Origin of the sequence: Ruegeria sp. HKCCSA071, from assembly GCF_017872555.1 — a bacterium.
Lineage (GTDB): Bacteria > Pseudomonadota > Alphaproteobacteria > Rhodobacterales > Rhodobacteraceae > Ruegeria.
Window position 1 is genome coordinate 258,986 of record NZ_JAEDOX010000002.1, and the last position, 24,633, is coordinate 283,618.

General features: G+C 60.5%; 21 protein-coding genes. 11 read left to right on the plus strand and 10 right to left on the minus strand.

Annotated features, from left to right (window positions below; translation table 11 throughout):
• The first annotated feature begins 6 nt into the window (after positions 1-6).
• Positions 7-2,064, plus strand: coding sequence for a penicillin-binding protein 1C (gene pbpC / locus I9188_RS09245; RefSeq protein ID WP_209505189.1), 2,058 nt, complete (start codon positions 7-9; stop codon positions 2,062-2,064).
• A gap of 20 nt (positions 2,065-2,084) precedes the next feature.
• On the opposite strand, the gene I9188_RS09250 is transcribed toward pbpC, so the two are convergent.
• From I9188_RS09250 to I9188_RS09265, 4 genes are read right to left on the minus strand one after another with little or no spacing between them, the layout of a single operon-like run.
• A complete protein-coding gene (locus I9188_RS09250) occupies positions 2,085-4,127 on the minus strand; it encodes a hypothetical protein (protein ID WP_209505190.1) in 2,043 nt (680 codons plus the stop codon).
• A complete protein-coding gene (locus tag I9188_RS09255; RefSeq protein ID WP_209505191.1) occupies positions 4,124-6,886 on the minus strand; it encodes a DUF4159 domain-containing protein in 2,763 nt (920 codons plus the stop codon). The genes I9188_RS09250 and I9188_RS09255 overlap by 4 nt, the downstream gene beginning before the upstream one ends.
• A complete protein-coding gene (locus I9188_RS09260; protein WP_209505192.1) occupies positions 6,883-7,758 on the minus strand; it encodes a DUF58 domain-containing protein in 876 nt (291 codons plus the stop codon). The genes I9188_RS09255 and I9188_RS09260 overlap by 4 nt, the downstream gene beginning before the upstream one ends.
• Positions 7,755-8,762, minus strand: a complete 1,008-nt coding sequence (locus I9188_RS09265) for a MoxR family ATPase (protein WP_209505193.1) — start codon at positions 8,760-8,762, stop codon at positions 7,755-7,757. The genes I9188_RS09260 and I9188_RS09265 overlap by 4 nt, the downstream gene beginning before the upstream one ends.
• Positions 8,763-8,826: 64 nt before the next feature.
• Here I9188_RS09265 and I9188_RS09270 point away from each other — a divergent pair, with 64 nt between their 5' ends.
• Positions 8,827-9,402 (plus strand): DUF1285 domain-containing protein, encoded by a 576-nt coding sequence (locus tag I9188_RS09270; protein ID WP_209505194.1) that lies wholly within the window; start codon positions 8,827-8,829, stop codon positions 9,400-9,402.
• Here the strand turns inward: I9188_RS09270 and I9188_RS09275 are convergent.
• Positions 9,385-10,239: a DMT family transporter gene (locus I9188_RS09275; RefSeq protein ID WP_245220511.1), complete on the minus strand. Its 855-nt coding sequence runs from the start codon at positions 10,237-10,239 to the stop codon at positions 9,385-9,387. The two genes, I9188_RS09270 and I9188_RS09275, sit on opposite strands and share 18 nt — an antisense overlap.
• A gap of 130 nt (positions 10,240-10,369) precedes the next feature.
• On the opposite strand from I9188_RS09275, the gene I9188_RS20380 reads away from it, so the two are divergent.
• From I9188_RS20380 to I9188_RS09285, 3 genes are read left to right on the plus strand one after another with little or no spacing between them, the layout of a single operon-like run.
• A complete protein-coding gene (locus tag I9188_RS20380; RefSeq protein WP_280922385.1) occupies positions 10,370-10,501 on the plus strand; it encodes a hypothetical protein in 132 nt (43 codons plus the stop codon).
• A gap of 6 nt (positions 10,502-10,507) precedes the next feature.
• Positions 10,508-11,272 (plus strand): TIM barrel protein, encoded by a 765-nt coding sequence (locus tag I9188_RS09280; RefSeq protein ID WP_209505196.1) that lies wholly within the window; start codon positions 10,508-10,510, stop codon positions 11,270-11,272.
• A gap of 53 nt (positions 11,273-11,325) precedes the next feature.
• Positions 11,326-11,556 (plus strand): DUF2798 domain-containing protein, encoded by a 231-nt coding sequence (locus I9188_RS09285; protein ID WP_209505197.1) that lies wholly within the window; start codon positions 11,326-11,328, stop codon positions 11,554-11,556.
• Positions 11,557-11,599: 43 nt separating this feature from the next.
• Here I9188_RS09285 and polA read toward each other — a convergent pair whose 3' ends face one another.
• The 3 genes from polA to I9188_RS09300 all read right to left on the minus strand — a co-directional run bounded on the left by polA (position 11,600) and on the right by I9188_RS09300 (position 15,198).
• The gene (gene polA, locus I9188_RS09290) at positions 11,600-14,398 is read right to left on the minus strand and encodes a DNA polymerase I (protein WP_209505198.1); all 2,799 of its coding nucleotides are present in this window, start codon (positions 14,396-14,398) and stop codon (positions 11,600-11,602) included.
• Positions 14,399-14,468: 70 nt separating this feature from the next.
• A complete protein-coding gene (locus I9188_RS09295; protein ID WP_209505199.1) occupies positions 14,469-14,939 on the minus strand; it encodes a hypothetical protein in 471 nt (156 codons plus the stop codon).
• Positions 14,940-15,021: 82 nt separating this feature from the next.
• Positions 15,022-15,198: a zinc-finger domain-containing protein gene (locus I9188_RS09300; protein ID WP_209505279.1), complete on the minus strand. Its 177-nt coding sequence runs from the start codon at positions 15,196-15,198 to the stop codon at positions 15,022-15,024.
• Positions 15,199-15,285: 87 nt separating this feature from the next.
• On the opposite strand from I9188_RS09300, the gene I9188_RS09305 reads away from it, so the two are divergent.
• The gene (locus I9188_RS09305) at positions 15,286-16,278 is read left to right on the plus strand and encodes an ABC transporter ATP-binding protein (RefSeq protein ID WP_209505281.1); all 993 of its coding nucleotides are present in this window, start codon (positions 15,286-15,288) and stop codon (positions 16,276-16,278) included.
• Here I9188_RS09305 and I9188_RS09310 read toward each other — a convergent pair.
• Positions 16,275-16,739 (minus strand): DUF1203 domain-containing protein, encoded by a 465-nt coding sequence (locus I9188_RS09310; RefSeq protein WP_209505200.1) that lies wholly within the window; start codon positions 16,737-16,739, stop codon positions 16,275-16,277. The two genes, I9188_RS09305 and I9188_RS09310, sit on opposite strands and share 4 nt — an antisense overlap.
• Before the next feature lie 109 nt (positions 16,740-16,848).
• Between I9188_RS09310 and I9188_RS09315 the strand changes: the two genes are divergently transcribed.
• From I9188_RS09315 to I9188_RS09325, 3 genes are all read left to right on the plus strand, one after another.
• A complete protein-coding gene (locus I9188_RS09315) occupies positions 16,849-19,767 on the plus strand; it encodes an error-prone DNA polymerase (RefSeq protein ID WP_209599602.1) in 2,919 nt (972 codons plus the stop codon).
• A 48-nt stretch (positions 19,768-19,815) separates the two neighbouring features.
• Positions 19,816-20,229, plus strand: a complete 414-nt coding sequence (locus tag I9188_RS09320) for a group III truncated hemoglobin (protein ID WP_209505202.1) — start codon at positions 19,816-19,818, stop codon at positions 20,227-20,229.
• A gap of 152 nt (positions 20,230-20,381) precedes the next feature.
• Positions 20,382-21,320, plus strand: a complete 939-nt coding sequence (locus I9188_RS09325; protein WP_209505203.1) for a DMT family transporter — start codon at positions 20,382-20,384, stop codon at positions 21,318-21,320.
• Between the two features lie 57 nt (positions 21,321-21,377).
• On the opposite strand, the gene I9188_RS09330 is transcribed toward I9188_RS09325, so the two are convergent.
• On the minus strand, positions 21,378-22,490 hold the full coding sequence (locus I9188_RS09330; RefSeq protein ID WP_209505204.1) for an S-(hydroxymethyl)glutathione dehydrogenase/class III alcohol dehydrogenase: 1,113 nt from the start codon (positions 22,488-22,490) through the stop codon (positions 21,378-21,380).
• A 130-nt stretch (positions 22,491-22,620) separates the two neighbouring features.
• On the opposite strand from I9188_RS09330, the gene I9188_RS09335 reads away from it, so the two are divergent.
• On the plus strand, positions 22,621-22,911 hold the full coding sequence (locus I9188_RS09335) for an I78 family peptidase inhibitor (protein WP_209505205.1): 291 nt from the start codon (positions 22,621-22,623) through the stop codon (positions 22,909-22,911).
• 66 nt (positions 22,912-22,977) lie between these two features.
• Positions 22,978-24,630: a DUF6504 family protein gene (locus I9188_RS09340; protein ID WP_209505206.1), complete on the plus strand. Its 1,653-nt coding sequence runs from the start codon at positions 22,978-22,980 to the stop codon at positions 24,628-24,630.
• Positions 24,631-24,633 lie beyond the last annotated feature (3 nt).

The following is a 24,633-nucleotide window of genomic DNA, read 5'->3' on the forward strand; positions in this document are numbered from 1 at the left end:
GCTCTCATGCCTAGGTTGCCGCGCCTGTTATTTGCGTTGGCCGGTGCTCTCTATCTGGCGGCGTTGGCGCGGGATGGTGCTGACCGCTGGGTCGACGCCACGGTGCTGCCGCCCGTTCTGACTGAAACTTCGGTCGAGATGCGGGATCGTAACGGTGACCTCCTGCGCGTGTTTCCGGTTGCAAATGGCATCTGGAGGCTGCAACCCGGCGCGGTCGATCCCAATTACACCGCCATGCTGGTCCGGTACGAAGATAAACGTTTCTGGACCCACGCGGGCGTGGACCCTGTCGCGTTGCTGCGCGCAGCCGGGCAAAGCCTTTGGAACGGGCGCGCTGTTTCAGGCGGGTCAACCCTGACCATGCAGGTCGCGCGGCTGATCGAAGATGGATCGACCGGGCATTGGAGTGGCAAATTTCGCCAGATTAGGGTCGCATTGGCGTTGGAGCGGCAGCTGAGCAAGACACAGATCCTGAACCTCTACCTGACCCATGCCCCCTATGGCGGCAATCTGGAAGGTATCCGAGCCGGTGCCCGCGCGTGGTTCGGCAAGGAAGCAACCCGGTTGACCGCCGCACAGGCGGCCCTGCTGGTCGCTTTGCCGCAATCCCCGGAGGCGCGACGCCCGGATCGCAGACCCAAGGCAGCCCAAATTGCCCGAGATCGGATTTTGGGCAGGTTGGAGCGCCACGGCGTGTTGACCAAGGCTGAGATGCACGCAGCCCTGATGGAAACCATTCCTGATCGAATGATCCCGTTTCCGCGCCTTGCACCCCATCTGACCGACCGTGTGAAAGTCCAAACCCCTGCAACCGGTGTTTTTGATCTGACCCTGGAAGCAGGGGTGCAAGCCCGGTTGGAAACTTTGGTCGCTCGGGCCGCGGCGCGCGTAGGGCCGCGCGTGTCCGGGGCCCTGATCGTGGCAGATCATCGCGACGGCAAGATTTTGGCCTCGGTCGGGTCAGCCGGGTATCGGGATGCGCGACAAGGGTTCGTGGATATGACGCAAGCCGTGCGGTCGCCCGGATCGACGCTGAAGCCTCTGGTTTACGGGCTGGCATTCGATCAGGGTCTGGCCCATCCGGAAACCCTGATCAGCGACAGCCCGGTGATGTTTGGGCGTTACGCCCCGCGTAACTTTGATGGCGTTTTCCGGGGCGATGTAAGGGTTCGGGACGCGCTGCAATTGTCGCTGAATACCCCTGTCGTGCGCCTGACGCACGAGCTGGGCCCCGCACGCGTGATGGCGGCACTGCGGACAGCAGGATCAGAACCGCGCCTGAGCAGTGGTACACCCGGATTGGCAATATCCTTGGGTGGCGTCGGTCTGAGCCTGCATGATCTTGTACAGATCTACGTGACACTGGCCGCTGGTGGGCAAGGCCCGATCCTGCGCCATGACACCCTGGCTGATGCACGGCTCACCTCTCGTGTTTTGTCCGAAACCTCAGCATGGCAGATTGCGGATATCTTGTCCGGGATCACAGGACCCTCGGGCAGCACCTCAGGGACGCTGGCCTTTAAAACAGGAACCTCTTATGGGCACCGCGATGCCTGGGCCATTGGCTTTGACGGGCAGCATGTCATCGGGGTCTGGCTGGGACGTGCGGATGGCACACCTGTTCCCGGCGCATTCGGAGGGGACGTTGCCGCGCCGCTTTTGACCGAGGCTTTTGGCCTGTTGAAACCCGAACTCACGCCCTTGCGCCCACCGCCGCCATCAACACTGTTGGTTGGCGCGGCGCAATTGCCGCAACCGTTGCAACATTTCCGGCCCCGCGCGGCGGCTTTCGAAACGGACCAAACCGCACCTGATCTGTTGTTTCCACCAGAAAACGCTGTGTTAGAGACTTTCGGGAGCCCTCTGACAGTGAAACTACGCGGTGGTGTCGGGCCGTTTTCCGTTCTGACCAACGGCGTGCCCGTTTTGACCGGGCAACGGCAGCGAGAATTCGAAATTCCCAATCCCGGACCCGGATTTACCTCGCTTGTTGTGGTGGACGCACAGGGCCAATCCGACCGAGCCTCGTTCCGGATCGACCAGAGCGCGCCCGGTTCCCGTTAAAGAACAGCAACGGGCCAGCGTTAACGCCGCCCTTCCCGTAGCCAACCGCCCAGCAGAAAGCCCCCAGCCAGCAGCAAGACAAGCCAGGGCGGCAGCAACCCGGCCTGCGTGACATCCCGCGTCTCATACGCGTTGCGTGGGGTCAAACCGATCCAGCCCCGGCCGGCGGCAGGGCGTCCGGCGCGCGCGGTGCGGATCGACGGCAGCCCATCTTCCAGTTGGATCACACCGCCCCGCAACCCGGCCAGCACCGGTTCAAGGACATCACCTGTCGCGATGGTACGCTCGAACTCCTTCGGTGCAGCAGGTCCAAGGCCGATCACTGCCATGTGGTCGCCTTCCTGCAAACGATAAAGGCCAATCTCGGGGCCGTAAAACTGCGCCTCGAACCGGCCCGGAGAAACCTCTTTGAAAGTAATCTCCAACGTCTCGCCATTCGGCAAGGTGACAGTTACCGGGCCAACTTCTGTCCCGAGCGTCTGACGAATGATGCGCATGGACTGACCGTTGGCCTCGGCCCACAACGCTTCTTCTTCCAGTTCCGGTTCTTTCATCATCCAATGGGCCAGCCTGCGCAACAGCTCCAGCTGCGGGCCCCCACCTTCGAAGCCACGGCTCCAAAGCCAGGCATGGTCAGACGCAAGCATCGCAACGCGCCCTTCGCCGACACGGTTCAAAACAAGCAGCGGACGATCCTCGACCCCGGTCATCAGCACGTCACCCGAGCGATGTTTCACATCGATCTGACGCAACCACGCCCCCCAATCCTCGGACTCTCCAAGGTTGGTCGTGACCGGGTGGCGATGCCCCAGATCACTGACCATAGGCACATATCGTTCCTCGATCACCCGTGCGGTTGGCTGAGCAGGCAGAATTGGTGCCAAAGGCGAGCGGAAGATGCTGTCGGCGCCGGCAAAATCGGGCCCTGCAGCAATCAGGACCGCGCCGCCTTCGTTGATGTAGCTTGTGACATTGTCCAGATAGATTGCTGGCAGAATCCCGCGCCGCTTGTAGCGGTCAAAGATGATCAGGTCGAAATCGTTGATCTTTTCCAGAAACAACTCACGAGTCGGGAAGGCGATCAGCGACAGCTCGTCCACCGGAACACCATCCTGTTTCTCGGGCGGGCGCAGAATGGTGAAATGCACCAGATCAACAGAACTGTCGGATTTCAACAGGTTGCGCCACGTGCGACCACCCGGATGCGGCTCGCCCGAGACCAGCAGCACGCGCAGGCGGTCCCTTACGCCGTTCATCTGGATCAGGGCCGTGTTGTTACGATCGGTCAACTCGCCCTCGGCCTGAGGGACGGAAAACTGGATCACGTTGCGCCCGCCATGGGGCAATGTGACTGGCAGTTCGACATCGCGACCGATTGGAATACTGAACTGCTCGGGCTCGCCCCCATCCACCGATATTTCCAGCGGCGCAGACGTTGCACCTGCGGGGGCAGCTCCGCTGTCTTCGACGCGCAGGGTCAAGGTCACCGATTCACCAATGATGGCGAAAGCCGGGGCGTTTCGGACAATAAGCCTGCGATCCCAGTCGCTTTCCCGCCCTGTTTGCAGCAGGTGCATCGGCGCGGGCAGATCCGGGGCCTGATCGACATCATGCACGATCCCATCTGACACCACGAGGATACCGGCGATACGCGCGCGCGGCTCTTCCGCCAGAGCTTCGTTCAGGGCTGCCATGATCTGCGTGCCCTCATCACCTTCACCATCGCCAACCCGGATACGGCGCAGTTCTGTATTGTCGCGTGCCTCGATCTCTGCGGCTAGGTCATCTGCGGCCATTGCTGTTTGTTCCGCCCGATCTGAAAGCGTCTGGCTGGCGCTTTCATCCTCGAACATCAGAACGATATCTGTCAGCGGTGCACGATCTTCAATCTGATAGACCGGGCCGGACAGCGCAGCGATGATCACCAGCGCCGCCAACCCACGCAAGGCCCATCCCGACAATCCACGCCACAAAGCCAGAACGACTCCGGCCACGGCAATCATACCCACGACAAGCAGCATCGCCCACGGGATCAGCGGATCGAAGATGACGGTTCCTGTCATTGTCCCAACCTGTCCAGAAGGGCGGGCACGTGAACCTGATCGGATTTGTAGTTCCCCGTCAGCACATGCATCACCAGATTGACACCAAAACGATTGGCCAACTCGCGTTGCCGTTCCCCGGCATAACCGCGCCCGACGGGCAACAGGGCCTGCCCGTTGCGATCCACCGCCCAGGCACCGGCCCAGTCATTGCCGCCGATGACCACCGGCGTCACATTGTCGTTCAGATTGCGGAAAGGCATCCCGTCGATCTGTTCTGCATCCAGCGGCGCGGCTTCAACCCAAACCTCGGTGCCTGAATATCGGCCCGGAAAATCCTGTAACAGGTAGAACGTGCGTGTCAGAACATGATCGCGCGGAATCGGCTCTAATGCAGGTATATTCAGCGGTCCGGCCAGTTGTTGCAGTTTGCGGCCATTTGGGCTGGAGGCACCGAAACCGGCAATATCCGCGTCACGCGTGTCAAACAGGATCATCCCCCCGGACCGCAGATAGGCGTTTAGCTTGACATAAGCCTCGGCCGAAGGTTGCGACTGGCTTGCTGAGATCGGCCAATAAAGCAGCGGAAAGAAAGCCAGTTCATCCCGTTCCAGATCAACACCAATGGGGTCTGCCGGTTCAACCGATGTGCGATAGAATAGGGTTTGAACAAGTCCCCGCAACCCGGCTTGTGCAATATCATCTACCTGAGCGTCGCCAGTCAGGACATGCGCCAATACCAGTTCGTGGGTCGCAGCCAATGCAAACTCGGTGTCCTCAGGCGTTTGCGCGTGACCTTCGGGTACCAGCAGAAAGGCAGCCAGCGCGGCGGCCGTCGTCCGGGCCAGACCCAACCTGCCCGACAAAGCAAGCGATGCAATAACATCGACTGTCAGCAAAATCAGCGCAAGGCTGAGCAACAGGCCACCGAGCGGCGTTTCCGTACTGACCTCCTGCCCTTTGATCGGCATATTCGCGGGCCAGACAACGGGACGCAGCTGGGTTTCTTCCGAGACGACGTTCAACGCCAGCTTCTGCTTGCCGCTTTCATAAAGCCCCGGACGCAGTTCCGGCCCGATCTGGCCCGATATCAGTTCAACCCCGTCGACACCGGCCAGGGTTCCGGCATCTGACAAGGTGCCAAACCCGTCCATGATTTGTACCGGCTCCCATATTGTTCCCAGCAACTGGGCCTCTTGCCGGGACTTAGCAGCCGAGGCCACGGCCAGACGATCCAGCATTTCGACAAACAGGCCCGACAGCGGCAGACTGGACCATTCCGCATCTGCGGTTACGTGGAACAGCACCACCTGCCCCAACCCCAAAGCCTTACGTGTTACCAAAGGCGTGCCGTCAGACAGCGAGGCAATCACGCGATCCGCCAAATTTGGGTCTGGTTGTGCCATGACCTGAGTGGAAACGACGACGTCATCAGGGATGTCCAATCCATAAAAAGGCGAGGTTTCGGGGAATGGTGCCAAGGTCTTGGCCTCACCCCAGCTCATCGCGCCGCCGACAGATCGCCCACCGCTGCGCAGCCGTGCAGGCAGCAGGCTGTCTTCGGTGTCACGCCCAAGATCGCTGGCCGCCATACGCGGGCCGGCAAAGCGCAGCAACAAACCGCCCTGTTCGACCCATTCAATCAGGTCCGCCTTTTCAGGTTCCGACATCTGGGCCACATCTGACAGAACAATGACATCCGGATTGGCGGGCAGAACCTCAGTCAGGCCACCATCGACGAAATCCGCCGTAGGGTTCAGGACCTGCGTCAGATAATGCAGCGGGGACAGCAGCTCCAGACCTTCGCGGTTCAAACTCCCGGCAATCAGCGCGACCTCGCGCCGACGCAGGCTGTCGTCGGTCAGGGTCACGGCCCCGGCAGACCTTTGGCCCTGGATTTCGAACCGCGTGATCCGCGCGCGGAGTTCGGATGGCAGCGCCAGATCGGCCTGCGCCGAGGCGTTCCCGGCTTCAAGGGCCAGTTCCACAGAATGCAGCACCCGGGCGGTTCCTGCCGGGTCGCGCCCTTGTGCCAATACTGTCACACGCTCCTCGGGTCCGGGGCCCGCGCGCTGAACTGTCAACTGGATCAGCCCGTCCTGATAAGCTGCTGGCAGGATCGCCATGGGCCGGGACGCCGCCTGATACACCACCACATCGCCACGAGCCTGCAAGCTGGAGACCAGCGCCGCATGATCTGCATAATCCAGCCGGTCACTGAACCAATGGGTATCAAACCCGCCATCAATCGAATTTAGCGCTGCAATGGTCTGCGCGATCTGAGGTTCGGTTGGCTGCCATGGGTTGGGCATCAGTCCCGGCAAATGTCCCCGCCATGCCTCGGCCGCCTGAAAAACGGGTGTTTCCGGTTCGGTCAGGCGCAGGATAGCCACCGTGCGTCCCGCGCGACCAGCCTCGGTCAGTTGCGCATCGATCTGATCCAGCGTGGCGGGCCATCGGGTCGCGCCAGCCCAACTGGCGTCCAGCACCATCAGCAGCGGCCCGGACCCGATCTCATCCCGCGACGGGTTCAGAACCGGACCGGCCAGACCTATGATCACCGCCGCAGCTGCCAGCATCCGCAGCAGCAACAGCCACCACGGCGTGCGGTCCGAAACGCTTTCGTCATCCTTCAGGCCCAACAGCAACGTCACCGCCGGGAACATCCGGCGGATCGGCGCCGGCGGCACCGCGCGCAGGATCAGCCACAGGATCGGCAGGGTCAGAAGACCCAGCAGCACCCATGGAGCGGTAAAGCCGATGCCCGCCAGAACCGTCATCGCGTTCCCCCGTCCAGCGCACGATATATCCACAACAGAGCCGCTTGTGCGCTATCGCCCGTGTGATGCAGGCCCATCTGCCAGCCAGTCGCCCGGCAAAGCTGCGTCAGCGCATCCTTGCGGTGGGCGAGGCGTTGCAGATAACGGTCCCGCAGCTCTGCCGCCTTGAGCGTTTCGTGCCGGACGGACCCTCCAACGCTTTCGAAAATCGTACGCCCACGATAAGGAAATGTCTCTTCGCCCGGGTCCAGCACCTGAAGGATTACGCCGCGAACACCACGGTCGGCCGCTTTGGTCAGGGCCAGTTCAACTTCATCCATTGGACCAAGAAAATCCGAAATGAATACAGCACGGGCATGCGGGATCATGGCGCGATGTTCAGGCGGAGCGTAATCCGATTGATCATCTTCAGACCAGGCTTGCGCCAGCCGGATGATCTGCGCATTGCCACGCCGGGGTGGCAAGGTCGTGCCTGTCAGGCCAACACGCTCTCCACCGCGGACCAGCAGGATGGACGTTGCCAGTCCCAAAAGCCGGGCGCGATCTGCCTTGGTCGGCAAAGATTTGTCGGACGCAAACCGCATCGACGCCCCCTGATCGACCCAAAGCATTACCGATTGCGCGATCTGCCATTCGCGTTCCCGCACATATTGCTGATCTCCACGCGCCGAACGGCGGTGGTCGATCATCCGGCGGCTGTCCCCGATCTGCGCGGGGCGGTATTGCCAGAAATCATCCCCCATGCCAGAGCGTCGCCGACCATGGTCTCCCAGCAGAACGGTGCCTGCCAGATGCTCGGCCCGCGCCAAAAGGGGCGGCAGCCGCGATGCTTCGGCCTCGGATCTTTCGCGAAGGGTCAGCGCGGCATTCACGCTGCCGCCTCGGTCCGGATCAACCCGACAGCGGTCGAGTCGATCAGGTCAGCCAGACTGTCGCCGCGTGCCCGTGCCGCAAAGTTGAGCGCCATCCGGTGGCTGAGCACCGGGCGCGCCATATCCAGCACATCCTCGGCATTGGGTGCCAGACGTCCCTGCAACATCGCACGTGCCCGAACCGTCATCATCAGCGCCTGTGCAGCGCGTGGCCCAGGACCCCACGCGACGGTTTCAGCAACCCGTTCGGATACACCCGCTTCTTCTGGGCGGAAGGCCCGCACCAGATCAAGGATCAGTTCGACAACCGAGTCCCCGACCGGCATCCGACGCAGCAGGACCTGCGCAGCCAGCAACTCTTCCTTGCTGAAAATCTGATGTGCTTCGTCTTCGTCAACACCGGTCGTGGCCAGCAGAATATCCCGCTCGGTCTGGCGATCGGGGTATTCTACATCGATCTGTACAAGAAACCGGTCCAGCTGCGCTTCGGGCAGCGGATAGGTGCCTTCCTGTTCGATCGGGTTTTGCGTGGCCAGAACATGGAATGGCACACCAAGGGAACGGTCCTCACCGGCCACTGTTACCGTGCGTTCCTGCATCGCCTGCAGCAGCGCAGATTGCGTTCGCGGGCTTGCCCGGTTGATTTCATCCGCCATCAGCAGCTGACAGAAGATCGGGCCTGGAATGAAACGGAAATGGCGGCTGCCATCATCGGCCGTATCCAACACCTCAGATCCAAGAATATCGGCTGGCATCAGGTCGGGCGTAAACTGAATGCGATTGCCATGCAGGCCCATCACGGTCGACAACGTCTCGACCAACCGTGTCTTGCCCAAGCCCGGCAGACCGATCAGAAGGGCATGACCACCGCACAAAAGCGCGGTCAGGGTCAGGTCCACGACCCTTTCCTGCCCGATGAAGCGGCGGGTGATCGAGGCCTTGGCCTCTTGCAGCTTGTTTTCCAGCGCTTCGATCTCGGCTACGAGGTCGGCAGGTTCGTTCATGACTTTCCCTTCCGTGGACGAATATGATTGAAGTGTATCGCGCTGAGAGGAAATGGCAAAAGCAATGAGCGGACAAAAACCTGTGAAACCCTCGCCCGACGGATTGGCCGCATCGGTTAAAGCCGCCAAAACCCGAGGTTTACCGCCCGTTCACCTGTGGAATCCCCCGTTTTGTGGCGATCTGGACATTCGTGTCGCAAAAGATGGTACATGGAGTTATTTAGGCTCGCCCATCAATCGGTTCGAGCTTGTGAAGCTTTTTTCCTCAATTCTTAAGAAAGAAGACGGGAAATATTATCTGGTTACTCCGGTTGAAAAGGTGGGAATCACTGTCGAGGACGCGCCGTTCATCGCCGTGGATTTCGAGCAAACCGGCGAAGGTCAGACGCAGAACCTGACCTTTCGCACACAAGTGGACGGCATCGCTGTTGCAGGGCCCGCTCATCCGATCCGGGTTGTTATTGATCCCGCAACAGAAGAACCGTCACCCTACATATTGATCCGCACGAACCTCGAAGCCCGCATAGACCGCAAAAGCTTCTATCGCCTTGTCGAGATTGGCAGCCACCATGAGGGCTGGTTTGGTGTCTGGTCAGGTGGACAGTTCTTCCCGCTCATCCCTTCAGCAGATCTTGGCTGACCGAGATGCGCGATCCTGGGCCAGCACGACGGCCAAAGCAACCACGCCCGCGCCCAGCGCACGGGTCCAATTCCAGTCTTCCCCCAGCATCAGCATGATCAGCATCACGTAAAACGGGGCGATATTGATGTGAAACGAAGCCAGCGCCACACCCAGCTTGCCCACGGCCGAGATGAACAACACCTGGCTGAGCCCTAGTGATATCAAGGCATAGATCCCAAGCATCCCCCATTGCTGCCCATCAATGGCGGCGGTTGGCAGCACATCCATGCCCAGCTGGGCCGCCCCAAAACTCAGCACCGCGGCCATGAGCAACCCACCGACGAAGGTAATCGTACAGCGCCCGATCTGACTAAGCTCGGGGAAGTCGCGCGCGGTGGCCATGCTACCCCAACAAAACAGGCCCGTTGCAAGGATCGCCAGAACCGCGCCCAGCCCCAGCTGTTCGGGCGCGGCGGCGCTGGTTGCAATCAGCCCACCCAGAACCGACACCAGAACACCCAACGCAAAGGTCCATTTCAGCCGTCGGGTTCCAGCCACCAACTCCAGTACCGTTGCAAGCAAGGGCGCGCAGGATGCAATGATCGCGACTGTCACCGGGTCCGTCATTTTCTGCGCCACGATCAGCAGAAACATAGCAAAGCCGAAACCAAAGCCGCCGACAACCATCGCCCGGCCCCATCTGGCGCGCAACACTCTGCTTGGACCGTCCAGCAGAATCCAGACCGGTATCAGAACGGCAACCGCCAGCACCAGGCGCGCAGTCAGCAATGCAACGGGAGGCCAGGTTTGCAGCAACACTTCTGCCGCGGGGAAACCCGCTGCCCAGGTGATCATGGAGGCAACGGCCAACCCATTCCCTGACAGCGCTGGGTTTTGGCCACCAGACAAAACGGTAGTTGCCCCGCGTACGGGTTCCGGGCTCATCGCCATTGGATTCGGACCTTTTGTTAATGCGGCACCCGTAATGACGAGCCGCGCTGAGCGGACCTTTGCTGATTCGGTGCAGGCGATCTGGTCGATTTTCGACAATCTGTCGTTTTCGATCCCTTCCCCGAAAATCATCCCTTGGGTATGGTCGGATCACCACAACCACTGACCGCTCATGCCCAGATTTGCTGCCAACCTTTCGCTTCTGTTTACGGAAATGCCTTACCTGGATCGGTTTCAGGCGGCGGCAGATGCCGGGTTTACCGCGGTCGAGGTTTTGTTTCCTTACGACATCGCCGCGACGGAAACCCGCCGCGCCTTGATTGCCAACGGGTTGGAGCTTGTGTTGATCAACGCGCCACCGCCCAACTACACCGGGGGTGCGCCGGGTTACGCAGCGATCCCCGATGGTCAATCGCGGTTCCAGTCGGACATTCGCCGTGTCCTGCGATATGCGGGGGTGCTACGCCCCGGCCTGATCCACATCATGTCCGGATACACCACCGGGCCGGATGCATTGAACTGTTTTGTGCAAAATCTGCAATGGGCCGCCGATTTCGCCCCACAGCAACAATTCACCATCGAGCCGCTCAACCCGGTTTCACAGCCCGGATATTTTTTGAACGATTACGATCTGGCAGCAGAGGTGCTCAACCAGGTGGATCGCCCGAATGTCGGCCTGCAATATGACAGCTTTCACGCCCATATGATCCATGGCGACGCGCTGGCTGTCTGGGATCGCTTTCATCCGCAGGTGGTCCATGCCCAAATCGGCGCAGCCCCGGATCGCATGGAACCGGGTCGTGGCCCAACGGATTTCAAAGGCTTGTTCTCGGCCATGGACGCGGCAGGTTATGGCGGCTGGGTTAGCGCGGAATACACACCCTCAACTCAACGCACCTGCGACACACTTGACTGGATGCGGGACTTGCACTGGTAATTTTCATTCAAATACCGCACATCAGGGGCATTGCGACCATTAGGATGCCCGCCATGATACCAGCCCGCTATGCCCGTGCCGTTTTCAGCCTGATCATGTCCGGCCTCATGTCCTTGATTGTAACGGGGATTGCGACGGTCAAAGCAATTGGGTTTAACCCCGGCACAGTTGGCGACTGGATGGCGTCCTGGGCTTTTTGCTGGCCCATCGCCTTCACCGTAATCCTGCTGTTTGGCCCATCTGTGCAACGAATGGTGAACCGCATGGTCGGGCCGCAGGGCTGACCCGCTGCAAGGACAGACCGCCGAGGACTGATGAACAACGCCGTTAGTGCGCCTCGGCCCAGTTCGCCCCCTTCCCGGCATCCACGACCAGCTTCACATCCAGCTTGACCGCAGGATTCGAGGCGTCCTCCATCACGTCACGGGCCACGTCGACCACCTGATCCACCGCGTCTTCGGCCACTTCGAACAGCAACTCATCGTGAACCTGCAACAGCATCCTGGCAGGTAATCCGGCGATCGCGTCCGGCATTCGCACCATCGCGCGCCGGATCACATCCGCCGCCGTACCTTGAATTGGCGCATTGATCGCCGCGCGGCGCGAGAACCCTGCATGTGGCCCTTTGGCATTGATCTCGGGCGTGTGAATCTTGCGCCCGAATAGGGTTTGCACATAGCCGTGCTCTTTCGCAAATTCGACTGTGTCGTCCATATAGCGGCGAATGCCTGGGAAACGTTCGAAATAACGATCAATAAAGCCCTGCGCCTCGGCCCGTGGGATACGCAGGTTCCGGGCCAGACCAAAGCCCGAGATGCCGTAGATCACGCCGAAGTTGATTGCCTTTGCCTGACGGCGGATATCAGGTGTCATCTCATCCAACGGCACGTCGAACATCTCGGACGCGGTCATGGCGTGAATATCCAAACCATCAGAAAACGCCTGTTTCAGAGCCGAAATATCAGCAATATGGGCCAGAATGCGCAACTCAATCTGGCTGTAGTCTAGACTTACCAAGACATTGCCCGGCTCGGCGATGAAAGCCTCACGAATACGCCGCCCTTCTTCTGTGCGCACCGGAATGTTTTGCAGGTTGGGATCGGTCGAAGCCAGACGCCCCGTGTTCGCTCCGGTGATCGAATATGACGTATGTACCCGGCCTGTGTCGGGGTTGATATGGGTCTGTAGCGCGTCGGTATAGGTCGATTTCAGCTTGCTCAGCTGCCGCCAGTCCAGCACACGGCGCGGCAGTTCATGCTCGGTTGCGAGGTCTTCCAGAATATCAGCCCCGGTTGAGTATTTCCCGGTCTTGCCTTTTTTCCCGCCTTCCAGACCCATCTTGTCGAACAGGATTTCGCCCAGTTGAGCAGGCGATCCGACATTAAAGCTTCCCCCGGCCAACTCGTGAATTTCAGCCTCTAAACCGGCCATTTTCTGGGCAAATGCATTGGACATCCGGCTCAGGACATCACGGTCGACCTTGATTCCATGCATCTCCATCCCGGCCAGTACCGGGACCAGCGGCCGTTCCAGCGTCTCATAGACGGTGGTCACCTGTGCCCGGTGCAATTGCGGTTTGAACAGCTGCCACAAACGCAGGGTGATGTCCGCATCTTCAGCGGCATAGGCCGTGGCCTCGTCAATCGCAACCTTGTCGAAGGTGATTGCCGATTTTCCCGACCCCAGCAGTGGTTTGATCGGGATTGGTGTGTGGCTCAGATAACGCTCGGACAGGGTGTCCATCCCATGCCCATGTTCACCGCCATGCATGGCGTAGGACATCAGCATCGTATCGTCGATGGGTGCCACGTCGATGCCGTGTCGCCTGAAGATCTTGGCATCATATTTCATGTTCTGCCCGATCTTGAGGACCGACGGATCCTCGAGCATCGGTTTCAAAAGCATCAGGGCTTCATCCAATTGCATCTGCCCATCGGCCAAAGCATCCGATCCAAACAGATCGTCCGCTGATCCATCGCGGTGGGTCAACGGGATGTAACAGGCTTCTCCGGCCTCGACGCACAGCGAAATACCCACCAGACCGGCAATCATCTCGTTCAGGCCCGTGGTCTCTGTGTCTACAGCCACCCAACCACGCTCATAGGCCTGGTCAATCCACTTTTGCAGGGCCGCTGCATCACGTACGCATTCGTATTTCGAACTGTCAAACGGGATCACCTCGGCCTCGACCTCTGCCGCCGCTGGCGCAGGCGCGTCGGTGATCACCGGAGCCTCAACCCCCAGCTTGTCAGCGATGCGCTTGGTGAGGGTACGGAACTCCATCTCGGCCAGAAACGCCAACAGCGTGTCTGCATCGGGGTCCCTCACCTCAAGGTCGTCCAAGGTGAAATCCAGCGGAGTATTCTCGTCCAGTTGAACCAGTTTCTTCGAAAGCTCGATCTGGTCTCGCATTTCGATCAGGGTCTGGCGGCGTTTGGGCTGCTTGATCTCATCTGCCCGGTCCAGCAGGGTCTCCAGGTCGCCGAATTCGTTGATCAGCAAAGCCGCCGTCTTGATCCCGATCCCCGGCGCGCCAGGAACATTGTCGACGCTATCACCTGCCAACGCCTGAACATCGACCACACGTTCCGGTCCAACCCCGAACTTCTCGACCACGCCATCCCGGTCAATGCGTTTGTTCTTCATCGCATCCAGCATTTCGACGCCGTCCCCGACCAACTGCATCAAGTCCTTGTCGGAACTCACGATGGTCACACGGCCACCCGCATCTCGCGCCTGAACAGCGAGGGTCGCGATAATGTCGTCAGCCTCATAGCCCTCCATCTCCTTGCAGGCGATGTTGAACGCTTTTGTCGCCTCGCGGGTCAGCGGCATCTGTGGGCGCAGATCCTCGGGCATCGCTTCACGGTTGGCTTTATAGAGGTCATAAAGGTCATTGCGGAAGGTATGCGAGCCTTTATCAAAGATCACCGCCACATGGGTCGGCGCATCTGGCCCGGTGTTTCCCTCGACATATTTCTGCAACATGTTGCAAAAGCCCGAAACAGCCCCAATTGGCAGACCATCCGACTTGCGGGTCAACGGTGGCAACGCGTGATAGGCCCTGAAAATAAAGGCCGATCCGTCGATCAGATGCAGGTGACACCCTTTTCCGAAAATGCTCATGCGCGCGCTCCCTATCGGTCAGGGATGGTTCTGCCACAGGGTCGCGCGGGTGACCAGTCTTGAACTTGGACTAACCGCCGAAGAGGCCGCTGAAAACGTCCGAGAAACTGTTCAGCAGCGCCATAATGATCAACACACCGAGGAAGGCAAAAAACGCGAAGGCAAAGAACTGGAACAAAATTGCGCCGATGCCAACAGCAATCCCAGCAATGGCAGGGCGCCGCCTTTCGTGACGCAGGATGCCAACAACCGACAGAATAACCGCCAGCCCACCTAGCATGGCAACACCGATCTGCAGGAAATCATCCAGATCGCGCGCGCGCGCAACGGGCTCAGGCTGCTCCATCCCTGCGGCCGCGCGCAGAGTAGATTTGCCGATTTCAGCTGCCAGTTCACCCAGCGACACGCCCGAGGACTGGTTTGGGGCAAATGGACCAGCCCAGAAGACAAACAAGGCAGCAAACAATGCCAAAGACGCTATGCAAAAGCCAACCCAACCAAAAATCGGGTTGGCGGAATCATTGGATGTAATATCGCTCATCACGCTCGCCTACGTTGCTTGCCACGTGCATTACCATAAAAAAACACGGCGAGATTTGGGCGAAACCCAACTAGGCCAGCAATCAGCTTCGCTCTGTGCCTTTCAGAACATATTTGCAGTCGCAATAGGGGCATTCGACCCAGCCTGCGTCTTCTGGAATTTGCAGCCACACGCGCGGATGGCCCAACGCACCTTCGCCGCCGTCACAGGCAACACGGGCGGTTTCGACGATCTTTGTTTCCGGCGCTTCGATGGTCACGGCTGGCGATCCTTCTTCGGTTGTCGGCCACGCGGGCATGTATTAGGTGCGTTTATGGGCGATGATCAAACCGGGGGCAAGTGCCACATGTGCGACGCGGCAATCAGGATCGAAGGGCTGCGCAAAACCTATCGCGGTGGCAAGGGTCAGCCCGAAAAGCATGCGCTGAAAGGCATTAACCTGACCGTCCCGCGCGGCTCGGTTTTTGGTCTGCTGGGTCCGAACGGTGCCGGAAAATCGACCCTGATCAATATCCTAGCTGGTCTGGTGGTGAAGTCGGCGGGTCGCGTGGCGATCTGGGGCTTCGATCAGGATCAGAATCCACGCCAGTCGCGATCGGCCATTGGTGTGATGCCACAAGAGCTCAACCTCGACCCGTTTTTCACCCCGCGCGGCGCGCTTGAGGTTCAGGCCGGTCTCTATGGCGTTCCGAAGTCCGAACGGCGCAGTGATCAGATTCTTGAACTGGTCGGTCTCAGTGACAAGGCCGAGGCCTATGCCCGCACTCTTTCGGGTGGGATGCGGCGGCGGTTGCTGCTGGCCAAGGCACTGGTGCATCACCCGAAAATCCTTGTGCTTGATGAGCCCACAGCAGGTGTGGATATCGAACTGCGCCAGATGCTCTGGGCCAATGTGCGCAAGCTGAACGAACGGGGCATGACCATCATCCTGACCACCCACTACTTGGAAGAAGCGCAGGAGATGTGCGACGAGATCGCCATTATCAACCACGGTGAAAAGGTCGCGCAGGACAGCACGGCCAACTTGCTGGGCCGCATGGACAGCCGCACCATGGTGATTGTGCCCGACAGCCCGATCATTGATCTGCCTGTGTCAGAAGGCGTCGAGGCAGCTCTCCGCGATGATGGCAGCCTTGTCCTGCAATACCGAAACATTCAGACCAGTGCCGAGCAGGTTCTGGAATCGGTGCGCGCCGCGAATATCCGCATCCGCGACGTCCGCACGGAAGAGGCCGATCTTGAGGATGTATTCCTTGCCCTGACCTCGTCCCGTACCGAGGATCACCCAGCGGATGATAAGGATCAGCCACGCCGGGGCATCCACCGGGTCAAGCTTTAGGCGCGGTCTATTCGCGCCTGATAGCAGTTATTCCGCGCAGACCGCACGTGAATATAGGCGACGTCGGATCGGGAAAGGATTTCCCTGACTTTTGCGCCGATCCTGTCCGTCGGTGTGACCGCCCCGGTGCCATAGACGATCCTGTCATCCGCACCGTAGCCCTTGATCAGATAGTCGGGCGAGGTGATCAGAATTTCGGGCAGCGCGTCTTCCTCGTATCGCTCGCATGGTGTTGCACACAGAAAGATCGGGCCGGTTTCTGCATAGGGATGTGTCTCTGAAAAAGGCCGATGTGCCAGTATCAGCATCTCATCGCCCTCGGGGATATGTCGCAGGCAGTGGCGGCACGGGTTACCTGCACCCGTCGACACAGCGCGTTCCGGCGTTGAACCATATGCATCCGGGCCACCCGCCTGTAGGGCGCGTACATCGTTGGTGGGCAAAGCAGTGATTTTGAACATCTCGGATCTCCTTTTTGCCGACCATGCCCACCTGACCGGACCCAATCGACCCGTTTCCTGCGCAAAGGACTCGAAAAAGAACAAAACGTGAATATAATGTGGAATCGCCATGTATGCCGAGCTGTCGATCACGTCGAATTTTACCTTCCTCACCGGGGCCTCGCACCCCGAGGAGTATATGGAGCGTGCCGTCACCCTGGGCTTGCCCGCCATTGCGATTTCTGATGACAACTCGGTCGCCGGGATCGTCCGCGCCCACACTCAGGCGTGCGAGATCGCCCGCAAGGTCCGCGAACGGCTGGCGTGGGAGGAGCAGAATACCTCAATCGGGCCACCCTGCCCCGATCACATCCCCAAGCCGCCCTCCTATCCCATCCACGCGGTTCCCCGCCTGATCCCGGCGGCGCGGCTGATCTTCACCGATGCGCCCATGGTCACCGCCCTGCCCCTGAACCGGCAGGGCTGGGCCAACCTGTGCCGCATCCTCTCCAAAGGCCGTCTGCGCGCCGAGAAGGGCGACTGCATCCTGCACCTGTCTGACCTGCTCGAATTTTCCGATGACCTCCACCTGCTGCTGTGGCCACAGGCGGCGGGCTCTCCGGGCGGCGCGGGCGCGTGGCGGACACAGGCGCAGCAGCTGACGCGCCGCTTTGCCGGGCGGATGTATCTGTTGATGCACCCCCGGTATGATGGCGCCGATAGCGCGTTTTTCTCTTTATTAGAGACTGAGGCAAAACAGCTTGGCATCCTCACGCTCGCCAGTGCGACACCGATGATGCACCACGGCACCCGCCGCAAACTGGGCGATGTGCTGACCGCCATCCGCCTGCGCCGCAAGGTGGACGCATTGGGCCGGGACGCTTTGGCCAATGGTGAACAGCGCCTGCGCTCCGAGGCCGAGATGCTACGCATCTTCAAAGGTCATGAGGGGGCCGTTGCCCGCGCCCATGAACTCAGTGAACAACTCACATTCTCGCTGGACGAGCTGCGCTATGAATACCCCAGCGAGGGCAGCGCGCAAGAAACCCCGACCCAGCGCCTGCACCGTCTGGCGCATGAGGGGTTGAAATGGCGCTATCCCGCCGGGGCGTCCGAGAAAGCCAAAAAGATGCTGGCGCATGAGCTGACGCTGATCGGCAAGCTGAAATACGAACCCTACTTCCTGACCGTCCGCGATATCGTCCATTTTGCCCGTTCGCGCAGCATCCTCTGCCAGGGGCGCGGCTCGGCTGCCAACTCGGTCGTCTGTTTCTGTCTCGGCATCACCGAGGTCAGCCCCGAGATGGGCACCATGGTGTTTGAACGCTTCGTCTCCGAGGCGCGCGATGAACCGCCAGACATAGATGTCGATTTCGAACATGAACGCCGCGAGGAGGTGATCCAGCACATCTATGACCGCTATGGCCGCGAACGCGCGGGCCTCTGCGCCACGGTGGTCCATTACCGCGGCAAACGCGCCATCCGCGAGGTTGGACGCGCCATGGGCCTGACCGAAGATACGATCTCGGCGCTTTCCTCACAGCTTTGGGGTTTTTTCTCGGCCTCGGGGCTTGAGGCGCAACGGATGCGCGAAATTGGCCTCGACCCCGAAGATCGACGCCTGAAACAGACTCTAATGCTGGTTTATGAGATCGACGGCTTTCCCCGCCACCTCTCGCAGCATGTGGGAGGATTTATCATCACCGAGGGCCGGCTGGATGAGCTTGTCCCCATCGAAAACGCCACGATGGAGGGCCGCACGGTCATCTGCTGGGACAAGGACGATATCGACAGCCTTGGCATCCTCAAGGTCGATGTCCTCAGCCTCGGGATGCTCACCTGCATCCGCAAGGCGTTTGACCTGATCGGCCAGCATCATCAGACCAGCTACACCCTTGCCACCCTGCCGCCCGAGGATCCGGTGGTCTATGACATGCTCTGCAAGGCGGACAGCATCGGCGTGTTTCAGGTGGAATCACGTGCACAGATGAACTTCCTGCCGCGGATGCGGCCGCGTAATTTCTATGATCTGGTGATCGAGGTTGCCATCATCCGCCCCGGCCCCATTCAGGGCGACATGGTCCACCCCTATATCCGCCGCCGGAACGGAGAGGAGGAGGTCAGCTTCCCCTCGGACGCGCTGGGTGAGGTATTGGGCAAAACGCTAGGCGTACCGCTGTTTCAGGAACAGGCAATGCAGATCGCCATTGTCGGCGCGGGGTTCACCCCGGAACAGGCCGATCGGCTGCGCCGCTCGCTGGCAACCTTCAAGAAACATGGCAATGTCAGCGAATTCCGCGCGCTCTTTTTGCGCGGGATGAAACGCAACGGGTATGAGGATGACTTCGCCGAGCGCTGTTTTTCGCAGATCGAAGGGTTCGGGTCTTATGGCTTCCCCGAAAGCCACGCGGCCAGTTTTGCGCTGCTGGTCTATGCCTCGGCCTGGATCAAATGCCACCATCCGGGCATCTTCGCCTGCGCCCTGCTGAACTCGCAGCCGATGGGGTTCTACGCGCCAGCGCAAATCGTGCGGGATGCGCGCGAACATGGCGTTCAGGTGCGCCCGGTCTGCATCAATGCCAGCTTCTGGGACAACGTGATGGAGCCCGACGGCCATGGCGGGCTGGCGCTGCGGCTGGGCTTTCGCCAGATCAAGGGGCTTAGCGAAGAGGACGCCAGTTGGCTGACCGCCGCACGCGGCAACGGCTACACCCAGGTCGACGATGTCTGGCGCCGCGCAGGCCTTGGGCCATCGGTGATCGAACGGCTGGCCGAGGCTGATGCCTTCGCCGCTTGCGATCTGACCCGGCGCGAGGCGCTGTGGCAAGCCAAGGCAATTGCCACCGCCAAACCTCTGCCACTGTTCTCGCAGGACTTGGAGGGCGAGGCGCTGGATGAACCCAAGGCTTACCTGCCACAGATGGCGCTGGGCGAGCAGGTGGTCGAAGATTACGTCGCCACCCGCCTCAGCCTGCGGGCGCACCCGGTGGCCCTGCTGCGGCATCTGCTGACACCGGATGGGCGCGACAAAACCACCTCTGTTCCGTAACGCCGGAACACCCTATCTGCCAAAAACAGAGTCGAAATTCAGGCCGTCATGACCAGACCCATCCTTCCCCCGCGCTTTCCCGCGACGCCCGAGCAGATCAACGCGCAAGTTCGCGCCTTTTATGCCCGTATCCGGCAAGACGCGGTTCTTGGGCCCGTATTCGCAAACCACGTCACCGACTGGCCCGCGCATGAGGACAAGATCGCCGCCTTCTGGCGCAATGCCATCCTGTATGAGCGCTGCTATGACGGCAATCCGCAACGGGTCCATATCGAACGGCCCGATGTGAAACCGGAATTTTTTGCCCATTGGCTGGATCTGTTCGAAGAGGTTGCCACCCGAACGCTGCCCGCTGAAACGGCCACCCCGTGGGTCGCCTTGGCCCGCCGCATCGGTGTCGGCATGAAGGCAGGTGTCCAATCCGCGCGACAGCCCAAAGACGCGCCGCCGCTCCTGCGATGATCCCAGATCATGGCGGCCATGCGATGTTAGCGGTAAAATAAGGACTATTCGCGCCCTCAGAATAGGGTTAATCAGCACAAGGACAGCCGGGAACCCTGCCTGCGCTGCTATGATGTATCGTCACCATACCAACATAGGCCGAGGCCGGATCGATGAGCGCACAAAACAACACCCTGCGGGGGCTTGGCTATGCATTTCTTGGCTTTGCCGTCTTTGCCAGCCACGACGCGCTGATCAAGGTGCTGGGCGGCACCTATTCAGTGATGCAGATCATCTTTTTCGCCACGCTGTTTTCGTTCGTTCCAATGGCCGTCACGATCCTGGCCGACCGCACGACGGGAAACTTTCTGCCGCATCATCCATGGCTGGTTTTGCTGCGCTCGGGCCTGATGGTAACGGCTATGTCCTGCGCGTTTTACGCGTTTTCGGTTCTGCCACTGGCCGAGGTCTATTCCCTGCTGTTCTCATTCCCGCTGATCGTCACGGTGCTGTCGATCCCGATACTGGGTGAAGTGGTCCGCGTTCAGCGCTGGGCTGCGGTTGGTGTCGGCCTGATCGGTGTCCTGATCGTTCTGCGCCCCGGTGCAACGGATATCACACTGGGCCACATGGCCGCCCTGATGGCCGCCTTCTGCAGCGCCTTTGCCTCGGTCCTGGTGCGCAAGATCGGGAATGAGGAGCGCTCGGCCGTGCTGATCCTCTATCCGATGTTGCTGGCTATCGTTGTGATGAGCCTTGCCCAACCGGCTGTATATCAGCCGCCGTCCCTGCTGCATCTGGCGATGATGGCACTGGTTGGGGTGTTTTCCGTCATCGCCCAACACCTGATCATTCTGGCCTACCGCGCCGCGCCCGCCGGTGTCGTCGCCCCCAGCCAGTACAGCCAGATCATCTGGGCGACGCTGTTTGGCATGATCTTCTTCGACGAGCGCCCTGACATCTGGGTCGCCGTCGGTGCCAGTATCATCATCGCATCCGGTGTCTATGTTGTTTGGCGAGAAAGCCGGGCCAACACCACCTCGGTCAACACCCCGGTTCTGCGGGTTCGTTCACCCCGGGCAGACACAGGGGCAACACGGCCTGGAAAGTAGGTATAAAAAACGGCGCGCCGATCAGCGCGCCGTTTTCGACAACTTTGGTGTTTACTCTTAGTAAATCACCACCGAACGGATACTTTCGCCCTTATGCATCAGGTCAAAGCCGTGGTTGATGTCGTCCAGACCCATGGTGTGGGTGATCATCGGGTCGATCTCGATTTTGCCTTCCATGTACCAGTCGACGATCTTGGGCACATCCGTGCGCCCACGCGCGCCGCCGAACGCGGTACCGCGCCATGAACGACCGGTAACCAGCTGGAATGGCCGGGTCGAGATTTCGGCCCCAGCAGGTGCCACGCCGATGATGATGGATTCGCCCCAGCCCTTATGCGCTGATTCAAGTGCTGCGCGCATCACGCCGACATTGCCTGTGGCGTCAAACGTATAATCCGCACCGCCCCTGGTCAGGTTGACGAGATACGGCACCAGATCGCCTTCAACCTCGGACGGGTTCACGAAGTCGGTCATGCCGAACCTGGTGGCCATTTCCACCTTGGAGGGGTTCAGGTCGACGCCGACGATCTGGTCTGCTCCAGCCAGACGCAGGCCCTGAATGACGTTCAGGCCGATACCGCCCAGACCAAAAACGATTGCGCGGCTGCCGATTTCCACCTTGGCGGTGTTGATGACCGCGCCGATACCGGTCGTGACACCACAGCCGATATAGCAGATCTTGTCGAACGGCGCGTCCTCGCGCACCTTGGCCAGCGCGATTTCAGGCAGAACCGTGTGGTTCGAGAAGGTCGAGCAGCCCATGTAATGCAAGATCGGATCGCCATCCAAGGTCGAGAAACGAGAGGTGCCATCGGGCATCAGACCCTTGCCCTGGGTTTCCCGGATCGCCTGACACAGGTTGGTCTTGGGGTGCAGACAGTATTCACACTCGCGGCATTCGGGGGTGTAAAGTGGGATCACATGATCGCCCGGTTTCAGGCTGGTTACACCCGGACCCACTTCGACCACGACGCCTGCGCCTTCATGGCCCAGAATGGCCGGGAACAGGCCTTCGGGGTCGGCACCCGACAGGGTGAATTCGTCGGTATGACAGATACCGGTGGCCTTGATCTCGACCAGAACCTCGCCCGCCTTGGGGCCTTCGAGGTTCACATCCATCACTTCCAAAGGTTTGCCTGCCTGAATGGCGACGGCGGCACGGGTACGCATGCTACTTTTCTCCCTGTCACTTTTGCCCCGACCCTGCGTCAATTACAGGGTGTTTTCAACCGTGCTTTCATGGCAGGTTGGCTAATTAATTGATATTGCAGAAACGACATTGCCAGAATGAGGAACGCCAATGCACCGATTTTTCCCGATCCTGATCTTTCTGGCGGCCTGCGCTGAGACTCCACCCGCGCCCGAAGACGCTTTGCTGCCGCCGGAACCTGCCCCGGTCGATCTGGCCTTTTGTCAGGGAGAGGATTTTTCCGATACCGTTGGCCAGCCGGTTTCGAACATTCAGGCAAACCTGCCGGCGCGGTCGCGCGTGCTGGGCCCGGATGGAATCGCCACACAGGATTACCGCATCGACCGGTTGAACGTGTACGTGAATGGCGACGGGATCATCCAGCGGCTGACCTGCGGATAAGGGCGGACTCGACTCAGGCATCGATTCTCACTTAAGAACAAAGTAAGAACATTGTGATGCCTGCAAATGCCCAAACGCCGAATACTTTCGCTATGGTTCCCCCGTCTGGGGGCTGAACGGCTGATCCGCGCTGCGCGGGGGCTGCATACCGGGCCTTTGGCCATCGTGGCCGAGCAGTCGAACATGCAGGTTATTACCTCAGTGAATGTCGATGCGCAGGCTGCCGGGCTGCGTGTAGGCCAGCCGGTGCGGGATGCTCATGCCATGTGTGCCAACCTGATCACACGCCACCGTAACGCCCCGGCCGAAGCCGCGTTCCTGGCCGCGCTGCGCCGCTGGGCGGGGAAGTTCAGCCCATGGGTGGCCGAAGAGGCCCCGGACGGGCTGATCGTCGATCTGTCAGGTTGCGCCCATCTGTTTGGCGGAGAGGAGGCGTTGCTGAACATTCTTGAAACCGACTGCGCGGATATGGGCCTCAGCGTACAGATGGGCATCGCCGACACGCTGGGCGCAGCCTGGGCTTTGGCGCGCTATGCGGGGCAAGCAGCCACATCCGACCGCAATGGCGACGCCATCAATCAGGAGGCCCGTGCCACCCGCGCCCGGGCGGGCAAACGGCGGCACTGGACCAAGGGCGGCACCGCGCCACAAGTGAGGGCCCTGGGCGGAGGCGCGCGGATCGCACCGCCGGGTCAATCTTATGGCGCACTCAGCCCCCTGCCTATCGCCGCGCTGCGATTGGAAGATCAGGTTGTCGTGCAGCTGAACCGTCTGGGCCTGCGCCGCATCGGCGATCTGCTGGGCCAACCCCGCGCCAGCCTTGCGCGGAGGTTTGGGCGCGGGTTGGTTCTGCGGTTGGATCAGGCCATGGGCAGCGCGCCCGAGCCTGTCTCGCCCGCCCGTCCGTCGCATCACTTCGCGGTGCGGATGACCCTGCCCAACCCGATTGGTCTGGTTGAGGATGTCATGGCTGCGGTTGATCGGGTTCTGCCAACGCTTTGCACCAAGCTGGAAGAAAAGGGGCGCGGTGCCCGCACCCTGCGGCTGGAGGCGCACCGCGCCGATCAGGCAGCTGAGATTATCGAGGTCGGTCTGGCCCGCCCAACTTACGATAAATACCGCATTCGCCCTTTGTTAGAGATGAAAATCGACAAGATCGACGCAGGCTACGGCATCGACATGCTGCGGCTTGAGGCGGTTCAGACAGAACCCATCCACGCGCGCACCGTGGCCGGCCATGCCGAAGCCCGCCGTGTGGCCCGCAACCGGCTGGCGGGCAATACCGCCGTGGATGACCTGATCGGCAAGCTGGGCGCGCGGGTGGGGCTTGAGGCGATCACCCGGCGCCATCCCGCGGCCTCGCACATCCCTGAGAAAACGGCGCAAACGCTGGCGGCGGCATGGTCGGAACCTGCCCGCAACTGGCCTGCGCCGCCACGCCCCCGCCCCCTGCTGATGTGGCCGCCAGAGCCGGTGATGGCACCGGAAACCCCTGACGTGCCCAGCGCCTTTCGCTGGCGCGGGCGTAACTGGCAGCTGGCGCAGGCCACCGGCCCGGAACGGATCGCACCGGAATGGTGGCTGGATGACCCGAACTGGCGCAGCGGCGTGCGGGACTACTGGGTTGTAGTGACACAGCAGGGCGAGCGGTTGTGGCTGTTTTATGGCCATGGCGGAACCATGTCTGCAGGCTGGTTCTGTCACGGGCAATTTGGTTAGGGT